Origin of the sequence: Yersinia enterocolitica (assembly GCA_002082245.2) — a bacterium.
GTDB classification, from domain to species: Bacteria; Pseudomonadota; Gammaproteobacteria; order Enterobacterales; family Enterobacteriaceae; genus Yersinia; species Yersinia enterocolitica_E.
Genome location: NBTC02000002.1, coordinates 2,728,287 through 2,755,128 on the forward strand (window position 1 = coordinate 2,728,287; position 26,842 = coordinate 2,755,128).

A 26,842-nucleotide genomic window follows, 5' to 3' on the forward strand; every position below is an offset into this window, starting at 1 on the left:
CCATTTCTATGTAAATACTACCATCCCCCTCTCATTATAATGGAGTGAAAGTATTATTTTTCTTTAAAATCACCACTTGCGCCTATAATTGTATCCCACTGTTTGAACTCATCACTGCCGAGAACTACACAGCCTCTAGTCATTGCCTTGAAATACTTAACAAGATGCTTATCTTGCTTTGGAGGAAACTCATCAAAACTTGAAACTAATGTATTTTTTCTGAGGTTCTCCACATATACTGGGCAAATAAGATTGACTCCATTAAGTGAAAACATATTGACAGCTTTAATAAAGAAATCATTCCTTCCACTTAGGGAACGAGTATCCCATATTGATTTAGGAAATAATTCCTTATAGTATTTACTTGAGGTAATATTATAGTAATGTGTTTTTTTATCTAGCACCCCCATTACGCTGAAAACACTGGACCCTATAAAGAGAAATCCATTAGGCCAAATTATAATGATAAAAAACAGCGAGGCCATAACGGAAAAAATAAACTCCTTTAAAAATTTAACATCAAACCAGTTTTTATTGTTTTTTGAAAAATTACTTGAATAAAAAACCATAGCAGGAAACAATGAAAGTAATGAATAAAAAGACAAAAACAAAAAAGCGTATATAAATGCAGAAAATGTATGCCCATCAATATTCAACATAATAATAGATATAGACATTATTATCGAGAGGGATGAAGCAAAACATATGAATGAAATAATAAAAATGGAAAAAATCACTTTCCAGACTTTAATTAATCCGCTGTGTATATTAGCATGACTGTTTTTAACCTTCAATGGAATGCATGTAATAACAACCGAAACGATAAAGGATAGAAATAAAGAACGAATGGGTTCTCCTATATACGATGCGATGTTTTTTATATCACTATGTCTAGTTAAAAAATTAGAGAATGAATCGGATGAAAAAACAAAGACAAATCCCAACATTGACATTGCCGTTAACAATGTAATTGATGGCATTCTTTTTGCGCTGGTTATATAACTCTCATGAACAAAATAAGAAAGAGATATCAAATTAATACTTGGAAGCATGATTAATATTGATATCAATATAGATACAAAGACAAATGAAAAAAATATCGAAACAAGAGTTGCATTGTTATTTACCGAACCCATCAATAAATCCAAACGCGAAAAATACCCTAAATACCCCCAAATAATCAACACAGAAAAAACAATATACAAAGGAAATATTTTTAATGCATAAAAACAATATTTTTTAAAGTTACTCATAAAAGACCCAATCCTATTGACCTCTTCCATATTGACCTCGGCATCAATGAAAATTTTAAATAAACAGACTCCATTAAAATTTAATCTGATATCTTTAAACAATATCATTATTTAAATCCATAAGGCACCACATACCCATCGCGGCACCTATCCAAATAATCCGCCCACCATTGCACCATCAGCCTTCTTTCATCCATATGTTCGGCTTTGTGGATATAGGCCGCACGAACATTGTTGCGTTCCTGATGACTCATCTGCCGTTCTACCGCATCACGCGACCACATACCTGATTCAACCAAAGCACTACAGGCCATTGTTCTGAATCCATGACCGCAAATTTCTGTTTTGGTGTCGTATCCCATACGGCGTAATGCATTATTAATGGTATTTTCACTCATAGGACGGTTGGGATGGTGGTCACCTGGAAACACCAGATTATCATCTTGGGTCAATGCCTTAATTTGCTCAAGAATGGCAATAGCTTGCCCGGATAATGGCACCAGATGAGGGGTTTTCATTTTCGAACCCCGGTGCGAATACCTGACCTTATTGATAACTTCCCTCTCTGCCGGTAGTGTCCATAAGGCTCTTTCCAAATCGATTTCATCCCATCTGGCAAACCGCAGTTCACTTGAACGAATAAATACCAGCAGACAAAGCTTTACCGCCATGCGAGTCAATGGCCTGCCACAGTAGTAATCCATACGCAGTAAAATCTCAGGGAGACGGTCTAGCGGGAGCGCCGCACGGTGAGTTGCCTTACGGGTAACCAAAGCACCTGCGAGGTCTTGTGCCGGGTTGTATTCGATTAAACCATTCTGTACCGCGTAGCGCATCACGCAGGTAATTCGTTGTTGCAACCGTGCGGCCACATCTAATTTTCCCGTCTGTTCCACCACTCTTAAGGGAGCAAGTAGATCACGGATTTTTAGCTCATCGATATTTCGCTTACCAATAGCAGAAAATAAATACATCTCGAAGTAGCGCAGAACGCGCTCGGAATGCTGTGCAGACCATTTCTTGTTGCTGGCATGCCAGTCGCGGGCAACCAATTCAAAGGTATGCGTATTTTGTATAATTTCTTTTTCTTGTTCACGCTTATTTGTCGGGCTGATCCCTTGCGCGATCAGCGCTTTCGCTTTATCACGCTCAGCTCGAGCCTGCCCTAAGCTGACAGCAGGATAACCACCAAAAGCAATACGGCTTTCCTTTCCATCAATGCGGAATTTAAGGTACCAGAGCTTAGTACCACGGGGTTGTATCTGTAGGTAGAGTCCTTGAGCATCAGTGAGTTTATAAGCTTTATCGCGAGGTTTGGCATTTCGAATTGCGGCATCAGTCAGCGCCATTGGGGGTCACATCCTTATAGAACCCAGAAGGCGCTCACTATGCTATTGGAGTGTTATGGCTGTCAACGGATGATAAGGACAGAGTTTAAACTGGTTTTTCTACAAATTATTATGTAAATCAATGATATTACAGAAAGCGATAGCGTCGAATTATCTCTGCACCAAGGACACCCCAAAATGTCCTTTGTAAAGAGATAATCCCCCGATGCTACAGCCAACCCTGCTAATATCTTCACAAAGGCTTATACCGTCTGTATCTGCTACATATTTGGGGGTCACAAATTTTCCGAACCGAGCAGACCCCCTTTCTGACCCCCAGTGATGATGGCAGCCAATGGACGTAAAAATACTAGAATGGATACATGGCAAAAACCACCAGAATGTTAGATGCTGTTTTATATAGACTTTTGCGGAGGAAAATGGACTTTACTGGATGATAGGCAAAAAAAAAGCCACCTTGCGGTGACTTGATTTTCATACTAATGGTGCCGAAGGCCGGAATCGAACCGGCATGCCTCGCGGCGGTTGATTTTGAGTCAACTGCGTCTACCGATTTCGCCACTTCGGCACTGAAGTAGTATGCGGAGAACGAGGTGAATTATACCTAGCAATGATCCGCATGCAACTGTTATCCCACCAAGTTTAGTCTAAGTGTCGAAAAAAACGCCATCAACGCCGTTTTAGCAGCAAATAAACACTGATTAGGAGGAAAAGTATACTCGGTAACAGCGCACCGATGACCGGTGGAATGCTGTAAACCAAACTAAGTGGACCAAAAATCTGATCCAGTACGTAGAAAACAAAGCCGAAGAAGATACCGGTGACCACCCGAACACCCATCGGTACACTACGTAATGGGCCAAAAATAAATGACAACGCCATTAGCATCATTACCGCGACTGAGAATGGTGCGAATATCTTGCCCCACATGTTCAACTCGTAACGGCTCGATTCCTGCCCACTTTGCCGCAGGTACTTACTGTAATCGTATAAACCACGAATGGAGAGCGAGTCGGGATTCATCGCAACCACCCCCAGTTTCTCTGGGGTCAGATTGGTCTTCCACTCGCCAGTCAAGGTCTGAGAGCCAGTCACTTGCTTAGGATTGGTAAGATCAGATTCATCAACCTGCGATAAACGCCAAATATTGTCGTCATAAGTGGCTGTTGCGGCGTAACGCACTGAAAGCAGGCGATCTTGTTTATCAAAATGGTAAATGTTAACCCCGGTCAGTTCATTGTCACCCGATACCCGCTGGATATAGATAAAGTCAGAACCGTCTTTCGCCCACAGACCCGATTGCGTTGATAAGAGTGAACCACCATACATCTGCTGAGCGCGGAAATTACGCGCCATCTGCTCACCTTGAGGCGCAACCCACTCGCCGATCGCCATTGTCAACAATACCAGCGGAATCGCGGTTTTCATCACCGACGCGGCAATTTGCATGCGGGTAAAACCTGATGCCTGCATCACCACCAGTTCACTGCGAGTCGCTAATGACCCAAGACCCAGCAATGCGCCTAATAGCGCCGCCATCGGGAAAAAGATCTCAATATCCTTAGGGATACTCAGTAGAGTGTACATGCCAGCGGAAACTGCTGAGTAGTCACCCTGCCCAACTTTACGTAGCTGATCGACAAACTTGATGATGCCAGAGAGCGATACCAGCATGAATAACGTCATCAAAATGGTATTGAGGATAGTCCGTCCGATATAACGGTCTAATACACCAAACATCAGGCAGCACCTCTCAATCGCGCACGTAACTTACGAGCCGGCAGGCCATCCCACAGGTTCAATACCACCGCAACCGCCAGATATGCACCGTTTACGGTCCACATCCAGACAAGTGGGTCCAGCTTGCCGTTACCTGCATTAGAGCGCAGGGAGCTTTGTAACAGGAAGAAAATCAAATACAGCAACATTGCCGGCAACATGCTCAGCACTCGCCCCTGACGTGGATTGACAACACTCAGTGGCACCACCAACAACGCCATGATAATCACCGATACAATCAGTGTCAGACGCCAATGAAACTCTGCGCGGGCATCGGGTTCATTTGCACGCCATAGCTGTTTCATAGTCATCTGTTCAGCCACATTGTTGTTTTGTTGCACTTCCTGATGGCCGATTATTGCTTGGTAATCAACAAAATCAGTGATGCGGAAATCGCGCAACAACGCGGTGCCTTCATAGCGGGTACCTTTGTTTAAAATAACCACTTGTGAGCCATCTGGTCGTTCGGTCATATGGCCGCTATCTGCTACAACCACAGAGGGGCGTTGGTTACCGTTTGGCCGCAATTGTGCCAAAAATACACGGTTAAACTCTTTGCCTGTCACATTACCGATAAATAAGGCTGAATTGCCATCGGTTGAAGACTTAAACTGCCCACCGGCCAAAGCGGCCAAACTTGGGTTAGCGCGGGCGTCGTTCAATACTTCATCTTGATGTTTAGAAGACCACGGACCAAGCCAGATGGTATTAACCGCCGCCAGAGCAGAAGTCACCAGCGCCAGAATCAATGCAGCCATTATGAGGGATTTTTTGCCCATGCCGCAGGCATGCATCACGGTGATTTCACTCTCCGTGTACAATTTGCCCAACGTCATCAGCAGGCCAAGGAATAAGCTCAATGGCAGGATAAGTTGTGCCATTTCCGGCACACCGAGCCCTAAAAGGGATAAAACCAGGTTTGTCGGTATTTCACCATCGACCGCAGCGCCTAATATCCGTACTAACTTCTGACTAAAGAAGATTAATAGCAGGATGAACAGAATCGCAATTTGGCTCTTAAGTGTTTCCCGTACCAGATATCTAATGATGATCACGCTAATACGCCTGTGAAAACTTGTCTTTTTGCAGGAAAATCGATAGTTTCATCGTTAATCCGCCATTTATTCTCATCATATGGCAACCTTCACAGCTAAAATAGTATTACAGCATCTAGCGTTTAGGTGTCCTATAGGAACATGCTTATAGTCGCCAAAACAAAACAACTTATGCCGTTAAGGTTAACACACGTCGTTAACACAACGGAGAGAGATCGTTGCGGAGCGCTACATTCTAGCGGTAGCTTCCGCCTTTGTCTTTAAGATTCAGGAGAGTGCATGGAGTTCAGTGTAAAGAGCGGCAGCCCGGAAAAACAGCGCAGTGCCTGTATTGTAGTCGGCGTTTTCGAACCTCGTCGTCTATCTCCAATTGCCGAACAACTCGACAAAATTAGTGATGGCTACATCAGCGCTTTATTGCGCCGTGGTGAACTTGAAGGCAAAGTCGGGCAGACGCTGTTACTGCACCATGTGCCGAATATTCTCTCCGAGCGCATCTTGTTAATTGGTTGTGGTAAAGAGCGTGAGCTTGATGAACGCCAGTACAAGCAAGTGATCCAGAAGACCATCAATACCCTTAATGACACCGGTTCAATGGAGGCAGTCTGCTTCCTGACTGAACTGCATGTTAAAGGCCGCAATACTTATTGGAAGGTGCGTCAGGCGGTAGAAACAGCCAAAGAAACGCTTTACACCTTCGATCAACTTAAAAGTAATAAAACCGAGCCTCGCCGCCCGTTGCGTAAAATGGTGTTCAATGTGCCAACCCGCCGCGAATTGACCAGCGGTGAGCGCGCAATACAGCACGGTCTGGCTGTGGCATCTGGTATCAAAGCCGCTAAAGACTTGGGCAATATGCCACCCAACATCTGTAACGCCGCGTATCTGGCGTCTCAGGCGCGCCAACTGGCCGATGCGTTTAGCACCAATATCATTACTCGCGTCATTGGTGAGCAGCAGATGAAAGAGCTGGGAATGCACTCTTATCTGGCTGTTGGCCATGGTTCGCAGAATGAATCATTAATGTCGGTGATAGAATATAAGGGTAATCCGAACCCTGACGCTAAGCCAATTGTGCTGGTAGGCAAGGGGCTGACCTTCGACTCTGGTGGTATTTCCATCAAACCGGCCGAAGGCATGGACGAGATGAAATACGACATGTGCGGTGCAGCAACCGTTTATGGCGTGATGCGGGTGGTGGCTGAGCTGCAATTGCCGTTGAACGTAATTGGTGTATTGGCGGGTTGTGAGAATATGCCGGGTGGCCGTGCTTATCGCCCTGGTGATATTCTAACCACCATGTCCGGCCAAACAGTCGAAGTGTTGAATACCGATGCTGAAGGCCGTTTGGTACTGTGCGATGCGCTGACCTACGTTGAGCGTTTTGATCCAGAACTGGTGATTGATATCGCTACACTGACCGGCGCGTGTGTGGTGGCATTAGGGCACCACATTACCGGTTTAATGTCGAATCATAATCCATTAGCTCATGAGCTGATTGGGGCGTCCGAACAAGCCGGTGACCGTGCATGGCGCTTGCCGCTGGGTGATGAATACGCCGAGCAACTGGACTCCAATTTTGCCGATATGGCAAATATTGGCGGCCGTGCTGGTGGAGCCATTACCGCAGGCTGCTTCTTGTCGCGCTTTACCCGTAAATATAGCTGGGCGCATCTGGATATCGCCGGCACTGCATGGCGTTCAGGCAAGAACAAAGGTGCAACAGGCCGTCCGGTCGCGTTGTTGTCTCAGTTCCTGCTAAATCGTGCAGGACTAAACGGCGACGATTAATCGTTTGATGTATTCCATTTGATATACACCCAAGCTCATTGGGGTTGCAGGTAGGCGGCAAACGAACTCATCCCGATGAGCTTACATCAGTAAGTGATTCGGGTGAGTGAGTGCAACCAACACCCCTGCGGCGTCAAGGACGAAGAGTGCTGAGAACCTATGAAAAACGCCACCTTCTACCTGCTCGAACACGACACGCCCGCCGGTGAACTACGTGCTCATGAGGCGTTGGCCTGCGAAGTTGCAGCTGTCCATTGGCGGGCGGGCAAACGGGTGCTAATCGCCTGTGAAAGTCAGGAACAGGCTCAGCGGCTGGATGAAGCCCTGTGGCAACGAGCACCAGACCAATTTGTGCCACACAATCTGGCCGGTGAAGGGCCAAAATATGGCGCGCCAGTCGAACTTGCCTGGCCGGAACGGCGCGGTAATTCACCCCGCGACCTGCTTATCAGCCTGCTGCCAGAGTTCGCAGGTTTTGCCACCGCTTTCCATGAAGTGGTAGACTTCGTCCCTTACGAAGAAAATTTGAAACAGTTGGCGCGCGACCGATATAAGTCTTATCGCAGCGTCGGCTTCCACTTGACTACGGCAACGCCGCCAACTAATTGAAATAAAAAGAAAATGGAAAACACACCTTCTAATATCGACAAAACTGAGCCGTCCCTCGATAAAACATACAGCCCGCAAGAAATCGAACAGCCGCTGTATGAACACTGGGAAAAACAGGGCTATTTCAAACCGAACGGCGATACCAGTAAAGAAAGCTATTGCATCATGATCCCGCCGCCAAACGTAACCGGCAGCCTGCATATGGGCCATGCTTTCCAGCAGACGATTATGGATACCTTGATTCGCTACCAGCGCATGCAGGGGAAAAATACCCTCTGGCAGGCGGGTACCGACCATGCTGGTATCGCAACCCAAATGGTGGTTGAGCGTAAGATTGCCGCAGAAGAAGGCAAAACCCGCCACGATTATGGCCGCGATGCGTTTATCGATAAAATCTGGCAGTGGAAAGGCGAGTCAGGCGGCACCATCACTCGCCAGATGCGCCGTCTGGGTAACTCTGTGGATTGGGAACGTGAGCGTTTCACCATGGACGATGGCCTGTCTAATGCAGTTAAAGAAGTGTTTGTTCGCCTGCACAAAGAAGATCTGATTTACCGTGGCAAGCGCCTGGTGAATTGGGATCCAAAACTGCGCACCGCTATTTCTGATCTGGAAGTAGAAAACCGCGAATCCAAAGGTTCCATGTGGCATCTGCGTTATCCGCTAGCCGATGGTGCCAAAACCGCCGAAGGTAAAGATTATCTGGTGGTCGCCACCACTCGCCCGGAAACCGTATTGGGTGATACCGGTGTTGCAGTGAACCCGGAAGATCCGCGCTATAAAGATCTGATCGGTAAAGAAGTTTACCTGCCGTTAGTTGGCCGCCGTATTCCGATCCTCGGTGACGAACATGCCGATATGGAAAAAGGCACTGGTTGCGTGAAAATCACCCCAGCGCACGATTTTAATGACTATGAAGTAGGTAAACGTCACGCCCTGCCGATGATCAACATTCTGACTTTCGACGGTGATATCCGTGCTGAAGCTGAAGTGTTTGATACTAACGGTGAAGCTACCGATGCTTGCAGCGGTGCAATCCCAGAACAATTCCAGGGTCTGGAACGTTTTGCTGCCCGTAAAGCTGTCGTCGCTGAATTTGATAAACTTGGCCTGCTGGAAGAGGTTAAACCGCACGACCTGACGGTGCCTTATGGCGACCGTGGCGGCGTGGTTATCGAGCCGATGCTGACCGACCAATGGTATGTACGCACGGCACCGCTGGCTAAAGTTGCCATTGAAGCGGTAGAAAACGGTGAAATTCAGTTCGTGCCTAAGCAGTACGAAAACATGTATTACTCATGGATGCGCGACATTCAGGATTGGTGTATCTCTCGCCAACTGTGGTGGGGCCACCGTATTCCGGCCTGGTATGACGAGCAAGGTAAAGTGTACGTCGGCCGCGATGAAGCTGAAGTGCGCCGCGAAAACAATCTGGGCGCAGACGTGGCATTGCGTCAAGACGAAGACGTGCTGGATACCTGGTTCTCATCCGGTCTGTGGACATTCTCCACATTGGGCTGGCCTGAGCAAACCGATGCCTTGAAAACCTTCCACCCGACCAGTGTTGTGGTCAGTGGTTTCGACATTATTTTCTTCTGGATTGCCCGCATGATCATGATGACCATGCACTTTATGAAAGATGAAAATGGTAAACCGCAGGTGCCGTTTAAGACCGTCTATATGACCGGTCTTATTCGCGATGACGAAGGGCAGAAAATGTCCAAGTCGAAAGGTAACGTCATCGACCCACTGGATATGGTTGACGGTATTTCACTGGAAGAGTTGCTGGAAAAACGTACCGGTAACATGATGCAGCCACAGTTGGCGGAAAAAATCCGCAAGCGCACCGAGAAACAGTTCCCGAACGGTATTGAACCGCACGGCACTGATGCCCTGCGCTTTACGCTGGCAGCGCTGGCCTCTACCGGCCGTGATATCAACTGGGACATGAAACGCCTGGAAGGCTATCGTAACTTCTGTAATAAGCTGTGGAATGCTAGCCGTTTCGTGCTGATGAATACTGAAGGACAAGATTGCGGGCAGAACGGCGGCGAAATGGTGCTATCACTGGCTGACCGCTGGATTCTGGCGGAATTCAATCAGACCATCAAAGCCTACCGTGAAGCGATGGATACTTACCGCTTCGATCTAGCGGCGGGTATTTTGTATGAGTTTACCTGGAACCAGTTCTGTGACTGGTATCTGGAGCTGACCAAGCCGGTGATGAACAGTGGTTCTGATGCTGAACTGCGCGGTACCCGTCATACCCTGATTGAGGTGCTGGAAGCATTGCTGCGCCTGGCGCATCCAATCATTCCTTACATCACTGAAACTATCTGGCAGCGGGTTAAAACCCTGAAAGGCATTACAGCAGATACCATTATGCTACAACCTTTCCCAGAATATGATGCCAGCCAGGTAGATGAGAAAGCCCTGAGTGATTTGGAGTGGATCAAGCAAACCATCATTGCGGTGCGTAATATCCGTGCAGAGATGAACATCGCGCCAGGTAAGCCGCTGGAAGTCATACTGCGTGGAGCCAGTGCTGAAGCTCAGCGCCGTGTGTTGGAAAACCAGAGTTTCATCCAGTCGCTGGCACGCTTGTCCTCTCTCACTCTGCTCGCTGATGGTGATAAAGGCCCGGTGTCGGTGACCAAACTGGTTGAAGGCGCAGAAGTGCTGATTCCAATGGCGGGCTTGATCGATAAAGCTACTGAGCTGGATCGTTTGGCTAAGGAAGTCGCAAAACTGGAAGCCGAGATTGAGCGTATCGAAAGCAAACTGGGTAACGAAGGCTTTGTGGCGCGCGCGCCTGAAGCGGTAGTTGCCAAAGAGCGTGAAAGAATGGCGGCCTGTGCTGAAGCCAAACAAAAGTTAATTGAACAGCAGGCAGTCATCGCTGCTCTGTAATTAACCCGAGTCCCGACAGCCTGATAAGAACAGCGAGCTAATTATTTAGCCGCTGTTTTTTTTATCATTACATTCATTCAGTGTCATACCATAAATAATCCGAGTTGTAGGAAGACGGCAAGCGAGAGACAAATCGGTCGGGAACCGATTTGAACAGCATTTATGCTAGCTCGCAGGATGAGCCTCATTCATCCCGATGAGCTTACTGGTAGTAAGTGATTCGGGTTATTGAGTGCAACCAACGCACATACAGCTTGAAGTATGACGGGTATAGATGGTATTACAGATTATTACTATGTTATTACCCATTGGTTTATAGAGTAATACGCCATGACCACTGCCACACCGATCCGTCTGCTGGTGCGCCCTATCACCGTCGCAGACAATCTCGCTATCGCCAATGTTATCCGTGATGTTTCGGCTGAATTCGGCTTGACCGCAGATAAAGGCTATACCGTATCTGATCCTAATCTGGATCACTTGTTTGAGCTATATAGTCAGCCACGTAGCGCTTATTGGGTGATCGAGGTCGACGGTAATATCGCTGGCGGCGGCGGCGTAGCACCGTTGTCAGGTGGCGAAGCCGATCTGTGTGAATTGCAGAAAATGTATTTCCTGCCCATATTACGCGGTAAAGGTTTGGCAAAACAGTTAGCGTTACAAGCGTTGGCGTTTGCTCGTCAGCAGGGTTTTGGTCGCTGCTATCTGGAAACCACTGCCAGCCTGACCAGCGCCATTGGCTTATATGAGAAATTGGGTTTTGAGCATATTGACTGTTCGATGGGCAATACCGGCCATGTGGACTGCGAAGTGACGATGCTAAAAAAACTGTGATTATTCAGGGCGCATCAAGCGCCCTGATAGTATTAGCTGGAAAATGCCGCTAACGCGGCTATAGCGCCAAGAGCAAAGGGGATTCCTCAAAGTCATTGGCACTACAGCAAGACAGCAAACGAGCAAATCCCGATGAGCTGACTCAAGTCAGTGATTCGGGTGAGTAAGAGCCACTAACACCGCTATAGCATCAAGCACCAAGGCAATTACCCAAAGTCATTGGCGCTATAGCAAGGCAGCAAACGAGCAAATCCCGATGAGCTGACTCAAGTCAGTGATTCGGGTGAGTGAGTGCAGCTAACACCGCTATAGCGTCAAGGACGAAGGGTAATTTAGTGGCGCTTACCGTCGTCGTCTTCGTCCACCAACTCTTCACCGTCGAAATCACCGTCTTCGTCATCTTCGGCGTTCGGGTCTTCGTAGTAGGTGCCCCAACCATCGTAGTTAACGCCACAGGTTTCGGCCAGTGCAATAAGTTGTTCAACCTGTGCATCAATGATTTCAGCATTTAGTGCAACTTCACTGATCACGTCACAACACATCACTAATGAGCCATCTTCCACTTCCAGCTCTTCAGCATCTGTCACTTCATAACCCAGCTTGAATGCTTCAACGGCAGCCTTCTCCAACACGTCGAACTTCTCAGCGGAAAGGTGATGTTCAATGGTGTATAGCGCATCTGGGTCACTGCCATCGTCTAGCAGTTCTTCGATGATCAGGCGGGTCTCGTCACGTTGTTCGTCCAGCATTTCGCGGTTTGCCATGCCTTTATCCTCAGTCAATGGGCTTTGTATGATGCTATTTTCCCACACCCACGCTAATGCCTCCACTATAAACGAGAAAGATTTATTGATTAGGGTTGTAATTGAATATTTATACGTATAAATTGAATTTAAATTCACATTGAAGTTCAATTAATCCCCCCAATAATTGGTGTTGTAGCCAGACAGCAAATATGAAGGGCAAATGGAGATGAACAGATGAGTCAGTTCTATAAACGTCACTTTCTAAGGTTACTGGATTTTACCCCCACCGAGATTACGGCCCTGCTGGACCTAGCTGCTGAACTCAAGCAAGCCAAGAAATCAGGCTGTGAGCAGCAAAAATTAGCAGGTAAGAATATCGCGCTCATCTTCGAAAAAGACTCAACTCGTACCCGATGCTCTTTCGAAGTTGCCGCATATGATCAAGGTGCTCGCGTGACTTACCTCGGCCCAGGTGGGAGCCAAATTGGGCATAAAGAATCAATTAAAGATACCGCCAGAGTGCTAGGCCGCATGTATGACGGTATCCAATATCGCGGTCACGGGCAACAAATCGTTGAAACGTTGGCCGAATTTGCCGGCGTCCCGGTATGGAATGGTCTGACAAATGAATTCCATCCAACCCAGCTACTGGCTGATTTGCTGACCATGCAAGAACATTTGCCGGGTAAGGCGCTGAGTGAAATGAAATTTGCCTATCTTGGAGATGCACGTAACAACATGGGTAACACCATGCTGGAGGCGGCGGCGCTGGTCGGGATGGATCTACGCCTGGTTGCACCAAAAGCATGTTGGCCAGAGGCCAGTCTGGTGGCGGCTTGTCGGGCGCAGGCACAGAAAACGGGCGGAAAAATAACACTGACAGAAGATATTGCCGAAGGGGTAAAAGGCGCTGATTTCCTGTACACCGATGTTTGGGTGTCAATGGGTGAGCCGAAAGAGGTGTGGCAAGAACGTGTTGCCTTACTGAAACCTTATCAGGTCAATATGGAGGTGGTAAAACTCACTGGTAACCCGCAGGTCAAATTCCTGCACTGCCTGCCTGCGTTCCACGATGACCAAACTACCGTGGGCAAACAAATGGCCGAACAGTATGATTTGCCGGGGGGAATGGAGGTTACCGAAGAGGTGTTTGAATCTGCTCACAGCATCGTATTTGATCAAGCAGAAAACCGCCTGCATACCATCAAAGCAGTGATGGTCGCGACATTGGGTCAAGACTAAACATAACAGGGCCGATCATCTGATGTGTCGGCTTTTAATTATTTTCACATCTAATCAATAAGCGTTATTGGCGCAGGCAGATTGAGTGCGGACAGCGCGCAGCCAACGGAGCATACACGGAGTATGTGACGGCGGCGAGCACTGCCCGAAGTTCAAGCTGACAAGTGAAATAGCTTATTTTACAGATATCTTCACAACAGCTTTACGCACATTAGCCGGTTCCCCCACCGCACACAGTGGTTTATGCACTTCACCTGGGTAGAACACCACAAAATCACCGGTCTGCATGACAAACTGCTTCTCATCAACACCCGCCGGTAAAAAAGCGATGTCTTTGTCCGCTAACCAGTCAGTGTCCGGCTTACCGGCAGGCTGATTACTGAACGTCATCCCCTCGACGCCCGCCAAAACAATCTGAATATCCAGATACTTAGCGTGATATTCCGCACGGCGATTTTCCAGATAATCCGTGCAGTCATTGGAGATCAATACGAATAGATTATTACCATCAATATCATGCTTACCCAATGGGGTTTCTGCGGTGATATGGCTCTTCACATACTCAATAGCTTCTTTTAATTGTGCAGGCAGATAAGGCAACAATTCCAAATGATGAATATTTCCGGTAATCATGGCTTTCCCTTTCGTGTAAATAAAATGAAATAACGTTTCATTATAACCAGTTCACTGTTCATTTAGTGGGAAGTGTTTAACATTTATTAATCTGGAATAAAGATTGTGCTGCTGCTGGGCGAATTAATAATCATTACGTTTTTGTAAAATTTTTTTATCACTAATTGTTATAACAAATAACTGTTGAGACTTTGACCACAGACAGTAAAGCCATTATCGTGAGAAACTGCGATGAAATAGTCGAAAAAACAATAATTTCCTAGCGATGTTAACTATCTATACTTGCTATTAACGCGAAAAACATTCGTGGTTGTAGCCCATTTCGGGGAGTCACAATGAAAGCTAAAATTCTGTCATTATTGGTTTTGACAGCACTATCTGGCGGTGCATTGGCAGCAACGCCACCAGATACTCTGGTCGTAGTACAATCCCTGGATGATATCGTCAGCCTTGATCCGGCTGAAAGTAATGAACTGTCGAGTATTCAAACGGTTCCAAGTCTCTACCAGCGGCTGGTACAGGCTGATCGTGATGATCCGGCAAAAGTGGTGCCGATCCTTGCTGAAAGTTGGCAAGGTGATGCCGCAGCCAAAACCCTTACCGTGAAATTACGTCCGCAGGCTGAATTTGCTTCTGGTAATCCAGTGCAGGCCGATGACGTGATTTACTCCTTTACCCGTGCGATAAAAATGAACCGTTCACCGGCTTTCATCCTTAACGTACTGGGCTGGGATGCTAGCAACATCGATCAACATCTGAAAAAGATTGATAACAAGACCGTTCAACTGAGCTGGAGCGCTGATGTCAGCCCAGCGGTTGCTCTGAATATCTTATCAACCCCAATCGCCTCAATTGTTGATAAGAAAGCCGTCACCGCCAATGTTAAAGAAAACGACTATGGTAATGCCTGGCTGAAAATGCATTCCGCCGGTAGTGGTCCGTTCAAAATGCGGGTATATCAGCCGCACCAAGCCATCGTGCTGGATGCCAACCCGACATCTCCGGGTGATAAACCGCTGATTAAAAATATTATTATCAAGAACGTACCGGACCCAAGTGCCCGCCGCCTGCTTATTCAGCAGGGTGATGCCGATATTGCCCGTGAATTGGGACCAGATCAGACCGCCGCGCTGAAAACACAAGCTGGCGTTAAGGTGGTTGAGATCCCTTCAGCGGAACAAAACTATTTGGTATTCAACACCGCCAACCCTGCTAACCCACTATTGAGCAAACCTGAATTTTGGCTCGCTTCACGCTATTTGGTTGATTATGAAGGAATTACCAAAGATCTGCTGAAAGGCCAATATTTCGTGCATCAAAGTTTCCTGCCGGTCGGTTTACCAGGTGCTCTCGAAAGCAATCCATTCACCTTTGATCCGGCTAAAGCTAAAGAGATTTTGGCCAAAGCAGGCATTAAAGATGCCACATTGACACTGGATGTTGAGAACAAACCTCCGTTTATCACTATCGCTCAGTCGTTACAGGCAAGCTTTGCCCAAGGTGGCGTGAAACTGGTGTTACTGCCAGCAGCAGGCAGCCAAGTATATGGTCGAGTCCGCGCTAAACAACATCAGTCGGCTATCCGCTTGTGGATCCCGGATTACTTTGATGCGCACTCCAATGCCAGCGCCTTTGCCTATAACGACGGCAAGAGCAGCACTGTTGCCGGTTTAAACGGTTGGGTTATTCCTGAGCTGAATAAACAAACACTGGCCGCCGTCGCAGAAGCCGATCCGGCGAAACGCACTGCGCTCTATACCCAGTTGCAACAAGAGCTGCAACAGAACTCGCCTTATATCTTTATTGATCAAGCCAAAGCACAAGTTGTGCTGCGCGATAACGTAAAAGGCTACCAGCAAGGTCTGAATGCGGATATGGTCTATTATGACCGTGTCAGCAAATAGCCTATTCCCTGCGTACTTGAAGTTGCAGGGTTGTTAGCTGCGTGAACTTACCCGAATCACTTACCAGTGTAAGCTCATCGGGACTCGTTCACTTGCCGCCTACCTGTAACGCCAAGTTCTTGGGCATAGCTGGTTGATATATTGATAAATTTATTTGTGAAATAGTGAGTTGCTAGTCGATGTCTGTAGCACTAAATAATACGCCGGGAACCCAATCCCGGCGTCGTCTTTGGGGGTTTTTACAGGGTTTATTTACCCTGGCCCTGACCTTATTCGGTCTGCTGGTAATTACCTTTTTCCTGTCGGCGCTGTCGCCGGTAGATAGGGTATTACAAATCGTGGGGGACCACGCCAGTGAGGCTACCTATCAGCAAGTTAAACACCAACTTGGGCTGGATCAGCCATTAGCCGTACAGTTCTGGCACTATTTGGTGCGGCTGCTGCATGGCGATCTGGGTACTGCCAGTGCCAGCGGCCAACCGGTGTTACAGGATCTGCTGACAGTTTTCCCTGCCTCGTTAGAATTGGCCACCTTGTCATTAGTGATTGGCGCAGCACTGGGGGTTATCCTCGGCTTGTTGTGCGCCCGCTGGGCAGGCAGCAAGCTGGATGCCACGATTCGCTTTATCACCCTGCTGGGTAACTCGGTACCTATATTTTGGCTTGGCCTGCTGATGTTGCTGTTGTTTTATGCGCGCCTGCAATGGAGCCCGGGCCCCGGCCGCCTTGACGATATTTATCAATATACTGTGGAAGCGAAGACGGGGTTTGCGCTGATCGACACCTGGCGCTCCGATGATGCTGGTGCCTTTAGTAATGCCATCGCCCATTTAATTTTGCCGGTTTCCCTGCTTTCTTATTATGCCCTAGCCAGTATCACCCGCCTGACCCGCTCAGCCTGTCTGAGCGAGTTGAATAAAGAGTACATTACATTGGCGCGAGCGAAAGGCGCGGGCGAAATGCGAATTCTGCTGATGCATGTACTACCCAATATCCGTGGCACATTACTGACCGTGATTGCGCTGGCCTATACCAGTATGTTGGAAGGCGCGGTGTTAACCGAAACCGTTTTTGCCTGGCCGGGTATTGGCCGTTACCTGACCAGCGCACTATTTGCTGGCGATACCACCGCGATTATGGGCGGGACACTGCTGCTAGGTATCTGCTTTATTTTGATTAACAATGTGACGGATCTGCTGGTCCGCCTGCTGGATCCGAGAACGCGTTGATATGTCGATGATAACCTTCTGCCACGCGCTAAAGCGTTCCCCCTCCACCAGCATTGGGCTGTTTATTCTCTCCTCGCTGGTGATCATTGCGATTTTCGCTCCGTGGTTAGCGCCACAAGATCCCAACTGGCAAAACGCAGCCGACCGTTTATTACCGCCAGGTGCACACCACTGGCTCGGTACTGATAGTTATGGCCGCGATATGCTGTCGCGCCTGATTTACGGCACCCGCCCAACCTTAGGGCTGGTACTGCTGGTTACCGTGATCACGCTACCATTGGGGTTGCTGGTCGGCGTGCTGTCCGGCTATTACGGTGGCTGGCTCGAACGCATTTTGATGCGCATCACTGATGTAGTGATGTCGATGCCACGGCTGATTCTGGCCTTTGCCTTCGTGGCGATGCTCGGCCCCGGTTTGATTAACGGTGCATTGGCATTGGCGCTGACTACCTGGCCGGCCTATGCCCGTCAGGCCAGAGCCGAGATCCAATTATTGCGCAAAAGTGATTATCTGGCCGCCGCTGAAATGATGGGAATTAAAGGTCTTCGGCTGTTGTGGGGCCATATTTTACCCATGTGTCTCCCCTCGGCGGTGGTGCGTCTGGCGCTGGATTTAGCTGGCATTATTTTGGCCGCTGCCGGGTTAGGTTTCCTCGGGCTAGGAGCCAGACCGCCCATGTCCGAATGGGGATCAATGGTTGCCGACGGAATGCAGGTTATCTTCGATCAATGGTGGATCGCCGCGATTCCAGGCTGCGCCATTTTGCTCAGCAGCATGGCTTTTAATCTGTTAGGCGATGGCCTGCGCGATATTTTGGACCCTCACCATGACTGATAAAATTTTCGCCGTTGAAGGCTTGAGTGTCGACTTTAAACAACAGCGGGTGGTGGATAATATCTCCTTCCAGCTCGGCCATGAGCGCGTAGCACTGGTCGGTGAATCCGGTTCCGGTAAATCCATTACTGCCAGAGCACTGATGGGGTTAGTTCGCTCACCGGGCAAAGTCAGCGCCAAAAAGCTGAGTTATTACTCTGACAATACCGATGAACAAGGAAATCCCGGTAAGATCGTCGAACACGATTTGACATCCCTTAAGCCGAAACAGTGGGGGGCGTTACGTGGCAGTGAAATTGCTATGGTGCTGCAAGATCCCCGCTACGCACTGAATCCGGTGCGAACCGTGGGTAAGCAAATTGAAGAATCCCTGCTGTTACATAATGCTCTTTCAGGGGCCGATGCTCATGAACGAGTATTAAATGCACTGGCCGCCGTCGGGCTGAATGAAGGTGCTTACCACAGCTATCCTGGTCAACTCTCCGGCGGAATGGGCCAGAGGGCAATGTTAGCTATAGCGTTGGTGAATAACCCACGAGTATTAATTGCCGACGAACCAACATCAGCCTTGGATGCCAAACTGCGTAATCAAATTCTTGAATTGATTGTTGAACAAACCGAGCAGCGCAATATGAGTTTACTGTTAATAAGCCACGATTTGCCGTTGGTCGCTGAGCATTGCCATCGCGTGCTGGTGATGTATCAAGGGAAACTGGTCGATCAAGGGGCGGCGGCAGATTTGCCTTATTCAACTCATCCTTATACCCATACGTTATGGGCCTGCCGTCCGAGTGCCGGTACCTATGGCACTGACTTGCCAGTATTAGATCGCAGCGCTGATTTCTCTGGAGGTTCCCATGGCACTGATTGAAGTCAATAATCTCCGGGTCAGTTTTCCGCAGAGAAATCAGGTGAAAACCGCAGTTGAATCAGTAAGCTTTGCGGTTGAAGCGGGTGAAACCTTCAGCCTGATCGGCGCATCCGGTTGTGGTAAATCTACAGTATTACGTACTTTGGCCGGTCTACAGCGAGAATGGCAAGGAGAGATAACCTTGCTGGGTACGCCGTTACGGCCAGGGCAACGTTTCACCGGCCAACTGCGTAAAGATGTGCAGATGGTGTTTCAAGACCCCTATGCCTCGCTGCACCCTCAGCATAATATTCAACGCACATTGGGTGAGCCATTACAGATTCACGGTGAAAAGAATATCCAGCAGCGAATTGTAAGTGCATTAGAGCAAGTAGGTCTGCCTGCTTCTGCCGCCCAGCGTTACCCTCATCAGTTCTCTGGCGGCCAGCGCCAACGCATTGCTATTGCCCGCGCCTTGCTGCTGCGCCCTAAACTGTTGTTGTTGGATGAACCTACTTCAGCATTAGATATGTCGGTTCAGGCGGAAATCCTCAATTTACTCAATCACTTGAAACGCGAACATGGCATGACGTATTTATTGGTCAGCCACGACAGCGATGTGGTGGCCCATATGTCTGAACGTGCGGCCCTGATGGAGAGCGGGAAGATAGTAAGAGAGTTTGCCCGGCGGGATTTAGAGCTGGCTGAGCATTTTATGGGATAGCGTTTTGCCGTTCACTCGAGGGTTAAGTTTTGGTTTATAGAATAGATCGGATCACTGTTTCGGTTGATTCGGTGCTCGGATTCGGTTGTTATAACTTTACGGCTAACCTAACCTTAGTCGCCTCAACCGCCAAAGGGGGCGGGCGCGCCCCCTTGTGGAATCCCGCGCTTGCGCGAAATATTGTGGCTTCGCCATGCCCTCCGGCCGCTTGCAGGCTAATCGAACCGGGGCCGACTCGCTCCCAGCTCGACAGCCCCTTTCGCCGCGTCCATGCAGCTCATTCGGCCTGCAATCTTTGTCGGCAATATTCCTGATTGCGCCCAACGTCAAAATCAAAACCTTTTCTTTAGGTTTTGATGTTTAAAAGCACATTTGAGCCGCCGAGTGAAGAGAGTAGACAAGGCAACCCGCCAAGGACGGCGGGTTGAGGCGTCATGAGCAGGGACGCGAATAAAGCCGTCCGTTAGCCGGAACGATGATTGAGGGTACCTGCGCAGCAGGCCAGCGATACGTGCGCAAGCGCGGATTGTTAAGGCCCACGCTTATGGGCCTTAACTCGGTTGAGGTGGCGGAAATGAATTGAGCACTGAACGATTATCAACCGAAATAATGATCCGATCTACTCTAACAACCAAATCCGAGCACCGAATCACCAAATCACCAAATCACCAAATCACCAAATCACCAAATCAACCAAAATAATGAACCGGATCACTTACCACCAGGACTAGTGACTAAAACCCCTTCATCAACCCCACCACACCCTGAACATAGCCATCCAACGTCTCCTCCTCCATCTCATTTGCCCCCTGCACCAAAAACGGTGGTAAATAATCCATTCCGGTTAGGTTCGCCATGGCATGGAAGGGCAATAACAGATCTAACGCCGGATAACGGTTATATCCCTGTGGCGTATAATCCTGAGCCTTCCCTCCAGTGGAGACCACCAACCGCAACGGCTTACCCTGTAGCTTATTGCCACCACTGCCGTAGGCAAAACCATGGGTTAATACCGCATCCTGCCATTCACTTAAAATAGCCGGTGAGCTGTACCAGTAAAACGGAAACATCATCACAATCACATCATGTGACTTCAACAACTCCTGTTCCCGCGCCACATCTATCTGAAAATCAGGGTATTCACGCATCAATTCATGCACCGTGACATTCGCTAATGGGCGGATGGCCTCTATCAACCGACGGTTAATACGAGACTCATCCGGGTGACGATGGGATGTTAAGACTAAAATAGCGGGCATAGCACTTCTCCAACCAGTTTGATAAACCTATTTTTTCATTTTCCGGCTGGTCGGTGTAGGCTGCTATCAGTCACATTAATTTCAACTAAAGGTATCAACCACTATGTCGCTGCCTCTGGATATTCATCGTTTACTGCCCGCTTTTCTCACCGCAGCTCAGAGTGACAACTTCTCCACCGCAGCCAGGCAGCTAGGTATCACACCTGCTGCGGTCAGCAAGAATATTCGTGTACTGGAAGAAAAACTGGCGCTACGTCTGTTTCAGCGCAATACCCACAGCGTGGTGCTAACGGATGAAGGCAAAACATTATTGGCACGAGTGGCACCACTGTGGCAGGCACTTTCCAACACTCTGGATACGGTACGTAATGATGAGCAACAACCCAGTGGTACGGTGCGGGTCAGTGTCATTCCCGGCTTTGGCCGCCAACTGTTGATGCCACTTATTCCAAAATTTATGGCGCGTTATCCGCAGATTGATTTGGATCTTTCACTGGAGGCCAGAGTGGTGAATTTGGTCGGAGAAGGATTTGATGTCGGCATCGGCACTCGCATCGATCCCGATAGCCGCTTGATTGCTCGTCAGTTTTACCCAATGCAAATGCTGCTGGCGGCATCCCCTGCTTATCTGGCCCGCAATGGTTCACCCGCCAACCCACAGGATCTCTATCAACATCAGTGTTTAATACACCGTAATCCATCAAATGGCCGGAGAGTAAAATGGCAATTGCAGCAGAATAATGAGGTTCAATCCTTAGAGTTATCAGGTCGTTTGATCTCTTCCCAGCCGGATATGCTGCTACATGCCGCATTAGCGGATATGGGGATCACCTATGTGGCACAATGGCATGCAGCGCCACACTTTGCCGATGGCAGCCTTATGCCGGTATTGGTGAGTTACTGGCCCGCCCCGACCCCAGTATGGCTTTATTATGCTTCTGCCGATTTACCACCCAGAGTCCGTGTTTGGGTTGATTTCCTGTTAAAACATTTCGGCCCACATCACGCTTTATCCGCACAATAAGTCACATAAAAATATCGTTTTTGTGACGCACTGAGCAGGGAATAGACCTAACGTCGATTTCCTTGTTCTAAGTCAAATTAGTTGACTGTCACTTCTGCCATTACCCATATATAGTGGTTGTAGGAATTCAAACATCTATATGTAGTAGTTATCCACAAAACCATCCACACCTCCCTCGCAGCCCTTACCCGCTGCGGCTTGCCTTGTGGATAAGATTTCTTGTGGATAATTATTACCGGCTACAGGAGCAGGCATTGTGAAAACAGTAGTGATTAAACGGGACGGTTGTCAGGTACCTTTTGATGAGGTGCGGATCAAGGAAGCCGTCGAGCGCGCAGCCTTGGCTGTTGACGTTGTGGACGCAGATTATTGTGCAACTGTTGCCCGTGTGGTCGCTCAGACGATGGAAAACCAGCCTAAAGTTGATATCCGCGACATCCAAACTGCGGTAGAAAACCAACTGATGGCCGGTCAATACAAGCAGTTAGCCCGCGCCTATATTGAATATCGCCATGACCGGGATATCTCGCGGGAGCTGCGTGGTCGCCTGAATCAGGAAATCCGTGGATTGGTTGAGCAAAGTAACAAAGCGCTGCTTAACGAAAATGCCAATAAAGACAGTAAAGTGATCCCCACCCAGCGCGATCTGCTGGCCGGTATTGTGGCGAAACACTATGCCAAACAGCATATCTTGCCACGGGATGTGGTGTTAGCGCATGAACGTGGTGAAATCCACTATCACGATTTGGATTACGCGCCCTTCTTCCCAATGTTCAACTGTATGTTGATTGATCTCGATGGCATGCTAACCCAAGGCTTTAAAATGGGTAATGCGGAAATTGAACCACCGAAATCCATTTCTACCGCCACCGCAGTGACCGCACAGATTATCGCGCAGGTTGCCAGCCATATCTATGGTGGTACAACCATTAACCGTATCGATGAAATTCTGGCCCCGTTTGTCACTGAAAGTTTTAACAAACATAAATCTGTGGCTCAAGAGTGGCAAATTCCTGATGCCGCCGGTTATGCCATGTCGCGCACCGAGAAAGAGTGTTACGACGCCTTCCAGTCGCTGGAATATGAAGTTAACACCCTCCACACCGCCAATGGTCAGACCCCCTTTGTCACTTTCGGTTTTGGCTTAGGCACCAGTTGGCAATCGCGCATGATCCAGCAGGCCATTCTGCGTAACCGTATTGCCGGTTTGGGCAAAAATCGCAAAACCGCGGTATTCCCGAAACTGGTGTTTGCTATCCGTGACGGTCTTAATCACAAGTTTGGCGATGCCAATTACGATATCAAACAGCTGGCGCTGGAGTGTGCGACTAAACGCATGTACCCGGACATTCTAAATTACGACCAAGTAGTAAAAGTAACCGGTTCCTTTAAAACACCAATGGGTTGCCGCAGCTTCCTCGGAGTGTATGAAGAAGAGGGTAAACAGATCCACGATGGCCGTAATAACCTCGGGGTTATCAGTCTCAACCTGCCACGTATTGCGCTGGAAGCCAAAGGCGATGAAGCCCAGTTCTGGCAATTACTGGATGAACGCCTGCTGTTAGCCAAGAAAGCCCTGATGACCCGTATTGCCCGTCTGGAAGGGATTAAAGCCCGTGTGGCTCCGATTCTGTATATGGAAGGGGCTTGCGGCGTGCGCTTACAAGCCGACGACAACGTTTCTAAGATCTTTAAAAATGGCCGCGCATCCATCTCGCTGGGCTTTATCGGTATTCATGAAACGGTTAATGCGCTGTTTGGTCATCAGACCCATGTCTTTGATGACGAAAAGTTGCGTGAAAAAGGCGTGGCTATCGTCGAACGGATGAGACAAGCAACAGATAGCTGGAAAAATGAAACCGGCTACGCCTTTAGCCTGTACAGCACACCAAGTGAAAACCTGTGTGACCGTTTCTGCCGCCTTGATACCGCTGAATTTGGTGTGGTGGACGGCGTCACCGACAAAGGCTATTACACCAACAGCTTCCATCTGGATGTTGAGAAGAAAGTTAACCCATACGACAAACTGGACTTCGAAGCACCTTACCCACCATTGGCGAACGGTGGCTTCATTTGTTACGGCGAATACCCTAACTTGCAGCACAACCTCAGAGCGTTGGAAGATGTCTGGGACTACAGCTACAGTCGGGTGCCTTATTACGGTACTAACACGCCAATTGATGAGTGCTACGAATGTGGCTTCACCGGTGAATTCTCTTGTACCAGTAAAGGTTTTACCTGCCCGAAATGTGGCAATCATGAGCCATCGAAAGTCTCGGTAACCCGCAGAGTATGTGGCTATCTGGGGAGCCCGGATGCACGACCATTCAATGCCGGTAAGCAAGAAGAAGTGAAGCGGCGCGTGAAACATCTGGCGAACGGACAACTGGGCTAACCACTTAATACGATATTACCCAAAGTAATTGGAGTTGCAGGTAGCCGGCAAGCGAACTCATCCCGATGAACTTACATAGTAGTCAAGTGATTCGGGTTTGCGAACTCAGCCAACACCCCCGCAGCGCCAAGTACAAAGGGAGGCACTGATTATAAATTACCATCAATACTACCCGGTCGATGTCATCAACGGCCCCGGCACCCGCTGCACGCTGTTCGTCTCTGGCTGCATGCACGAGTGTGTGGGTTGTTATAACAAAAGTACCTGGCGACTGAATTCGGGTAAGCCATTTACTCGTGAACTAGAGGATCAGATAGTGGCTGATCTCAATGACGCCCGCATCCATCGGCAAGGGTTATCCCTCTCCGGCGGTGATCCGCTGCACCCGCAAAACCTGTCTGCGATACTGCAACTGGTTAAGCGAGTGCGTAATGAGTGCGATAGCAAAGATATTTGGGTCTGGACGGGCTACACCCTGGCTGAACTGACCGACGAACAACAGCAAGTGGTTGATCTGATCAACGTGTTGGTTGACGGCAAATTCGTGCAAGATCTAAAAGATCCCTCGCTTATCTGGCGTGGCAGCGGTAATCAGGTTATCCATCACCTGCGTTAATTGGCAAAATTATAGGTCAAAGTAGCATTAAACCGCCAATCACGGCGTGTGCTATCACTGGGGAGGTCGCCAATCGGCCTCGCCCCTTCCAATGACAGTGAATAGTGTTTGTTGTCACCAAAGGTCACCCCAACGGCATATGAAGCCAGCTTCTTCGCGGGGAAAATGGCAGAGTTGTACCACGTGTGGGCTGTATCCAAAACCACATAAGGTTGGACCGTCTTCAACCAGTTGCCCTGTTCCCGGTTATGCAGATAGCGCATTTCTACCTGCCCGCCATAACCATAATCCCCGGTTGCGTCACTGTCTGGATAACCACGGCCGAAGCGCAGTCCGCCAAAAGTGACATGCTCGGCCTCGGGTAAATCATTGTCCGACCAATCCCCTTCTGCCGAGGCACTCAAGCGCCATTTCTCGTCCATCAGATATGCCCCGTCACCGGTGAGTTTCCAGCGGGTAAAGCCCAAGTCGCCCCACGGTACCGAACTGGATGCCAGAGCACCATTGATCCCTTTGCGCACACTGGCGCGGGTGCTCCAATAAGATTGGGTATATTCCTGATAACCCGCCAGTGCTAATTCAGCCGCCGGATAACGCATTCGCTGATTCTGCTCTTCTAAATCCAGCAAATAATTATTAACAGTATTAAATCGGGCGCGAGTTTTTAAATTGTAACTTTTCTCTAGATAATCTACGCCACCACTCAGGGTCCATTGCCGCTTGCGCGTTAATTGCAATGGATAACTCAATACCACACCACCGGTATATTGCGTCTGCTCGGAACGCGTTGATAAGGTAATATCTTGCGGATACAATGTCAGTACATCGGTATAGTCTTTGGAAACCTGCTTATAATAGCTGCCACGGGTTTGTAGTAATAATCCATTGCTCCCTAGATATTGTTGATAGTTTAAACCAAGATATTGGTCGCGATTTTTACTGTCGAGCGGTAATAACGTTGCCACACCAAATTGTTCGGCATAGGGTGTAAATCCACTTAAGGTTGCATTAAGTACACCACTGTATACTCCTTTGCGACTATCCAGCGCAGTACTAACATTCCAGTTACGTGGATGTTCGGCTTTAACGTCCAGTAGTGTCGCGCCATAAATATTATCCGGGTTTTTAGCCGTGGCAATGATTTTGGTATCCGGGGTCCGGCTCATCAAAATATTGTAGCGTTCAAAGGTGTCCTGCGTCAGTGGCTTCTCTGCCATGATGCGCTGTGATAGCTTGGTTAGCCAGCGGCCTATCGCAACATTTTCACTTTGAATCCGCGTATTGGCAATGTAACCCTCAACCAAGCCTATTTTTACCGTGCCATTAATAAAGTTATCTGAGGGTAAATAAGCATAAGAGAGAATATAACCGTCTTGCTGATATAATGTAGTAATAGATTGAGTTGCCACCAATAAATTCTTTAACGGTACTTTTTTACCAATATAACCGTTGAACGGTTCACGAAGTAACTTAAGATCATAACGTGTACCGCCAATAAATTGAATATGCTGCACATCAATTAAGGTTTCAAGTGTTAACTTAGCATTGGGAGCAGACACTGAAATAGCAGGTGGTACTGTTCGTGTGGTTTGGGGCTTAGCAATGTCACGTGATATTCTGGACGGATTATTCTGATCAATCAACATGGGAACCGTATTGGCCCATGCACTATATTGCCATATACCACCAGTGCCAAATAACAATAACAGCCACACTCTATTATTCATAGAATATTTCCTTATGCGCACATTAAATTATAATTTTAATAGCCTATTTTTATTATCGTCAGACAGCGAGGCTCTCCC

At 48.3% G+C, this 26,842-nt stretch carries 21 protein-coding genes and 1 tRNA gene; 13 read left to right on the forward strand and 9 right to left on the reverse strand.

Annotated elements, in window-relative coordinates:
- Nucleotides 1–53: 53 nt before the first annotated feature.
- From A6J66_013925 to A6J66_013945, 5 genes are all read right to left on the reverse strand, one after another.
- Nucleotides 54–1,283, reverse strand: coding sequence for a hypothetical protein (locus A6J66_013925; GenBank protein PNM27016.1), 1,230 nt, complete (start codon nt 1,281–1,283; stop codon nt 54–56).
- 77 nt (nt 1,284–1,360) lie between these two features.
- On the reverse strand, nt 1,361–2,602 hold the full coding sequence (locus A6J66_013930; protein ID PNM25183.1) for a DUF4102 domain-containing protein: 1,242 nt from the start codon (nt 2,600–2,602) through the stop codon (nt 1,361–1,363).
- Between the two features lie 483 nt (nt 2,603–3,085).
- Nucleotides 3,086–3,170: transfer RNA gene (locus tag A6J66_013935), tRNA-Leu, on the reverse strand.
- Nucleotides 3,171–3,271: 101 nt separating this feature from the next.
- Nucleotides 3,272–4,342: a lipopolysaccharide ABC transporter permease LptG gene (locus tag A6J66_013940; protein PNM25184.1), complete on the reverse strand. Its 1,071-nt coding sequence runs from the start codon at nt 4,340–4,342 to the stop codon at nt 3,272–3,274.
- A complete protein-coding gene (locus A6J66_013945) occupies nt 4,342–5,436 on the reverse strand; it encodes a lipopolysaccharide ABC transporter permease LptF (protein ID PNM25185.1) in 1,095 nt (364 codons plus the stop codon). The genes A6J66_013940 and A6J66_013945 overlap by 1 nt, the downstream gene beginning before the upstream one ends.
- Nucleotides 5,437–5,715: 279 nt before the next feature.
- Between A6J66_013945 and A6J66_013950 the strand changes: the two genes are divergently transcribed.
- The 4 genes from A6J66_013950 to A6J66_013965 all read left to right on the forward strand — a co-directional run bounded on the left by A6J66_013950 (nt 5,716) and on the right by A6J66_013965 (nt 11,580).
- On the forward strand, nt 5,716–7,227 hold the full coding sequence (locus A6J66_013950) for a leucyl aminopeptidase (protein ID PNM25186.1): 1,512 nt from the start codon (nt 5,716–5,718) through the stop codon (nt 7,225–7,227).
- 159 nt (nt 7,228–7,386) lie between these two features.
- Nucleotides 7,387–7,836 (forward strand): DNA polymerase III subunit chi, encoded by a 450-nt coding sequence (locus tag A6J66_013955; GenBank protein PNM25187.1) that lies wholly within the window; start codon nt 7,387–7,389, stop codon nt 7,834–7,836.
- Between the two features lie 12 nt (nt 7,837–7,848).
- Complete coding sequence (locus A6J66_013960; GenBank protein PNM25188.1) at nt 7,849–10,746, forward strand: valine--tRNA ligase; 2,898 nt, start codon at nt 7,849–7,851, stop codon at nt 10,744–10,746.
- Nucleotides 10,747–11,076: 330 nt separating this feature from the next.
- Complete coding sequence (locus tag A6J66_013965; protein ID PNM25189.1) at nt 11,077–11,580, forward strand: N-acetyltransferase; 504 nt, start codon at nt 11,077–11,079, stop codon at nt 11,578–11,580.
- Between the two features lie 332 nt (nt 11,581–11,912).
- Here the strand turns inward: A6J66_013965 and A6J66_013970 are convergent, their stop codons facing one another.
- Nucleotides 11,913–12,344 carry a ribonuclease E inhibitor RraB gene (locus A6J66_013970; protein PNM25190.1) on the reverse strand — a complete coding sequence of 144 codons (432 nt, stop codon included), beginning with the start codon at nt 12,342–12,344 and terminating at the stop codon, nt 11,913–11,915.
- 216 nt (nt 12,345–12,560) lie between these two features.
- On the opposite strand from A6J66_013970, the gene argF reads away from it, so the two are divergent.
- Nucleotides 12,561–13,568 (forward strand): ornithine carbamoyltransferase, encoded by a 1,008-nt coding sequence (gene argF, locus A6J66_013975; GenBank protein ID PNM25191.1) that lies wholly within the window; start codon nt 12,561–12,563, stop codon nt 13,566–13,568.
- Nucleotides 13,569–13,742: 174 nt separating this feature from the next.
- On the opposite strand, the gene A6J66_013980 is transcribed toward argF, so the two are convergent.
- Nucleotides 13,743–14,201, reverse strand: coding sequence for a YhcH/YjgK/YiaL family protein (locus A6J66_013980; GenBank protein PNM25192.1), 459 nt, complete (start codon nt 14,199–14,201; stop codon nt 13,743–13,745).
- A gap of 335 nt (nt 14,202–14,536) precedes the next feature.
- Here A6J66_013980 and A6J66_013985 point away from each other — a divergent pair, with 335 nt between their 5' ends.
- From A6J66_013985 to A6J66_014005, 5 genes are all read left to right on the forward strand, one after another.
- Nucleotides 14,537–16,105 (forward strand): ABC transporter substrate-binding protein, encoded by a 1,569-nt coding sequence (locus A6J66_013985; GenBank protein ID PNM25193.1) that lies wholly within the window; start codon nt 14,537–14,539, stop codon nt 16,103–16,105.
- A 179-nt stretch (nt 16,106–16,284) separates the two neighbouring features.
- Complete coding sequence (locus tag A6J66_013990; GenBank protein PNM25194.1) at nt 16,285–17,334, forward strand: ABC transporter permease; 1,050 nt, start codon at nt 16,285–16,287, stop codon at nt 17,332–17,334.
- A gap of 1 nt (nt 17,335) precedes the next feature.
- Nucleotides 17,336–18,169, forward strand: coding sequence for an ABC transporter permease (locus A6J66_013995; GenBank protein ID PNM25195.1), 834 nt, complete (start codon nt 17,336–17,338; stop codon nt 18,167–18,169).
- Nucleotides 18,162–19,040, forward strand: a complete 879-nt coding sequence (locus A6J66_014000; protein PNM25196.1) for an ABC transporter ATP-binding protein — start codon at nt 18,162–18,164, stop codon at nt 19,038–19,040. Before A6J66_013995 ends, A6J66_014000 begins: the two co-directional genes overlap by 8 nt.
- Nucleotides 19,027–19,743 (forward strand): ABC transporter ATP-binding protein, encoded by a 717-nt coding sequence (locus A6J66_014005; GenBank protein PNM25197.1) that lies wholly within the window; start codon nt 19,027–19,029, stop codon nt 19,741–19,743. Before A6J66_014000 ends, A6J66_014005 begins: the two co-directional genes overlap by 14 nt.
- A 734-nt stretch (nt 19,744–20,477) precedes the next feature.
- Here A6J66_014005 and A6J66_014010 read toward each other — a convergent pair.
- A complete protein-coding gene (locus A6J66_014010) occupies nt 20,478–21,002 on the reverse strand; it encodes an oxidoreductase (GenBank protein ID PNM25198.1) in 525 nt (174 codons plus the stop codon).
- Between the two features lie 103 nt (nt 21,003–21,105).
- On the opposite strand from A6J66_014010, the gene A6J66_014015 reads away from it, so the two are divergent.
- The 3 genes from A6J66_014015 (at nt 21,106) to A6J66_014025 (ending at nt 25,037) form a co-directional block, all read left to right on the forward strand.
- Nucleotides 21,106–22,026, forward strand: coding sequence for a LysR family transcriptional regulator (locus A6J66_014015; protein PNM25199.1), 921 nt, complete (start codon nt 21,106–21,108; stop codon nt 22,024–22,026).
- A gap of 256 nt (nt 22,027–22,282) precedes the next feature.
- Nucleotides 22,283–24,421 (forward strand): anaerobic ribonucleoside-triphosphate reductase, encoded by a 2,139-nt coding sequence (locus A6J66_014020; protein PNM25200.1) that lies wholly within the window; start codon nt 22,283–22,285, stop codon nt 24,419–24,421.
- Between the two features lie 151 nt (nt 24,422–24,572).
- Nucleotides 24,573–25,037, forward strand: a complete 465-nt coding sequence (locus A6J66_014025; GenBank protein PNM27017.1) for an anaerobic ribonucleoside-triphosphate reductase-activating protein — start codon at nt 24,573–24,575, stop codon at nt 25,035–25,037.
- On the opposite strand, the gene A6J66_014030 is transcribed toward A6J66_014025, so the two are convergent.
- Complete coding sequence (locus A6J66_014030; GenBank protein PNM25201.1) at nt 25,034–26,764, reverse strand: ShlB/FhaC/HecB family hemolysin secretion/activation protein; 1,731 nt, start codon at nt 26,762–26,764, stop codon at nt 25,034–25,036. The two genes, A6J66_014025 and A6J66_014030, sit on opposite strands and share 4 nt — an antisense overlap.
- Nucleotides 26,765–26,842 lie beyond the last annotated feature (78 nt).

Excerpts from the sequence above, each read along its gene's own strand:
- A6J66_013925 (PNM27016.1), bottom strand. The coding sequence starts at position 1,283 with ATGGAAGAGGTCAATAGGATTGGGTCTTTTATGAGTAACTTTAAAAAA.
- A6J66_013930 (PNM25183.1), bottom strand. The coding sequence starts at position 2,602 with ATGGCGCTGACTGATGCCGCAATTCGAAATGCCAAACCTCGCGATAAA.
- A6J66_013940 (PNM25184.1), bottom strand. The coding sequence starts at position 4,342 with ATGTTTGGTGTATTAGACCGTTATATCGGACGGACTATCCTCAATACC.
- A6J66_013950 (PNM25186.1), top strand. The coding sequence starts at position 5,716 with ATGGAGTTCAGTGTAAAGAGCGGCAGCCCGGAAAAACAGCGCAGTGCC.
- A6J66_013955 (PNM25187.1), top strand. The coding sequence starts at position 7,387 with ATGAAAAACGCCACCTTCTACCTGCTCGAACACGACACGCCCGCCGGT.
- A6J66_013960 (PNM25188.1), top strand. The coding sequence starts at position 7,849 with ATGGAAAACACACCTTCTAATATCGACAAAACTGAGCCGTCCCTCGAT.
- A6J66_013965 (PNM25189.1), top strand. The coding sequence starts at position 11,077 with ATGACCACTGCCACACCGATCCGTCTGCTGGTGCGCCCTATCACCGTC.
- A6J66_013970 (PNM25190.1), bottom strand. The coding sequence starts at position 12,344 with ATGGCAAACCGCGAAATGCTGGACGAACAACGTGACGAGACCCGCCTG.
- argF (PNM25191.1), top strand. The coding sequence starts at position 12,561 with ATGAGTCAGTTCTATAAACGTCACTTTCTAAGGTTACTGGATTTTACC.
- A6J66_013980 (PNM25192.1), bottom strand. The coding sequence starts at position 14,201 with ATGATTACCGGAAATATTCATCATTTGGAATTGTTGCCTTATCTGCCT.
- A6J66_013985 (PNM25193.1), top strand. The coding sequence starts at position 14,537 with ATGAAAGCTAAAATTCTGTCATTATTGGTTTTGACAGCACTATCTGGC.
- A6J66_013990 (PNM25194.1), top strand. The coding sequence starts at position 16,285 with ATGTCTGTAGCACTAAATAATACGCCGGGAACCCAATCCCGGCGTCGT.
- A6J66_013995 (PNM25195.1), top strand. The coding sequence starts at position 17,336 with ATGTCGATGATAACCTTCTGCCACGCGCTAAAGCGTTCCCCCTCCACC.
- A6J66_014000 (PNM25196.1), top strand. The coding sequence starts at position 18,162 with ATGACTGATAAAATTTTCGCCGTTGAAGGCTTGAGTGTCGACTTTAAA.
- A6J66_014005 (PNM25197.1), top strand. The coding sequence starts at position 19,027 with ATGGCACTGATTGAAGTCAATAATCTCCGGGTCAGTTTTCCGCAGAGA.
- A6J66_014010 (PNM25198.1), bottom strand. The coding sequence starts at position 21,002 with ATGCCCGCTATTTTAGTCTTAACATCCCATCGTCACCCGGATGAGTCT.
- A6J66_014015 (PNM25199.1), top strand. The coding sequence starts at position 21,106 with ATGTCGCTGCCTCTGGATATTCATCGTTTACTGCCCGCTTTTCTCACC.
- A6J66_014030 (PNM25201.1), bottom strand. The coding sequence starts at position 26,764 with ATGAATAATAGAGTGTGGCTGTTATTGTTATTTGGCACTGGTGGTATA.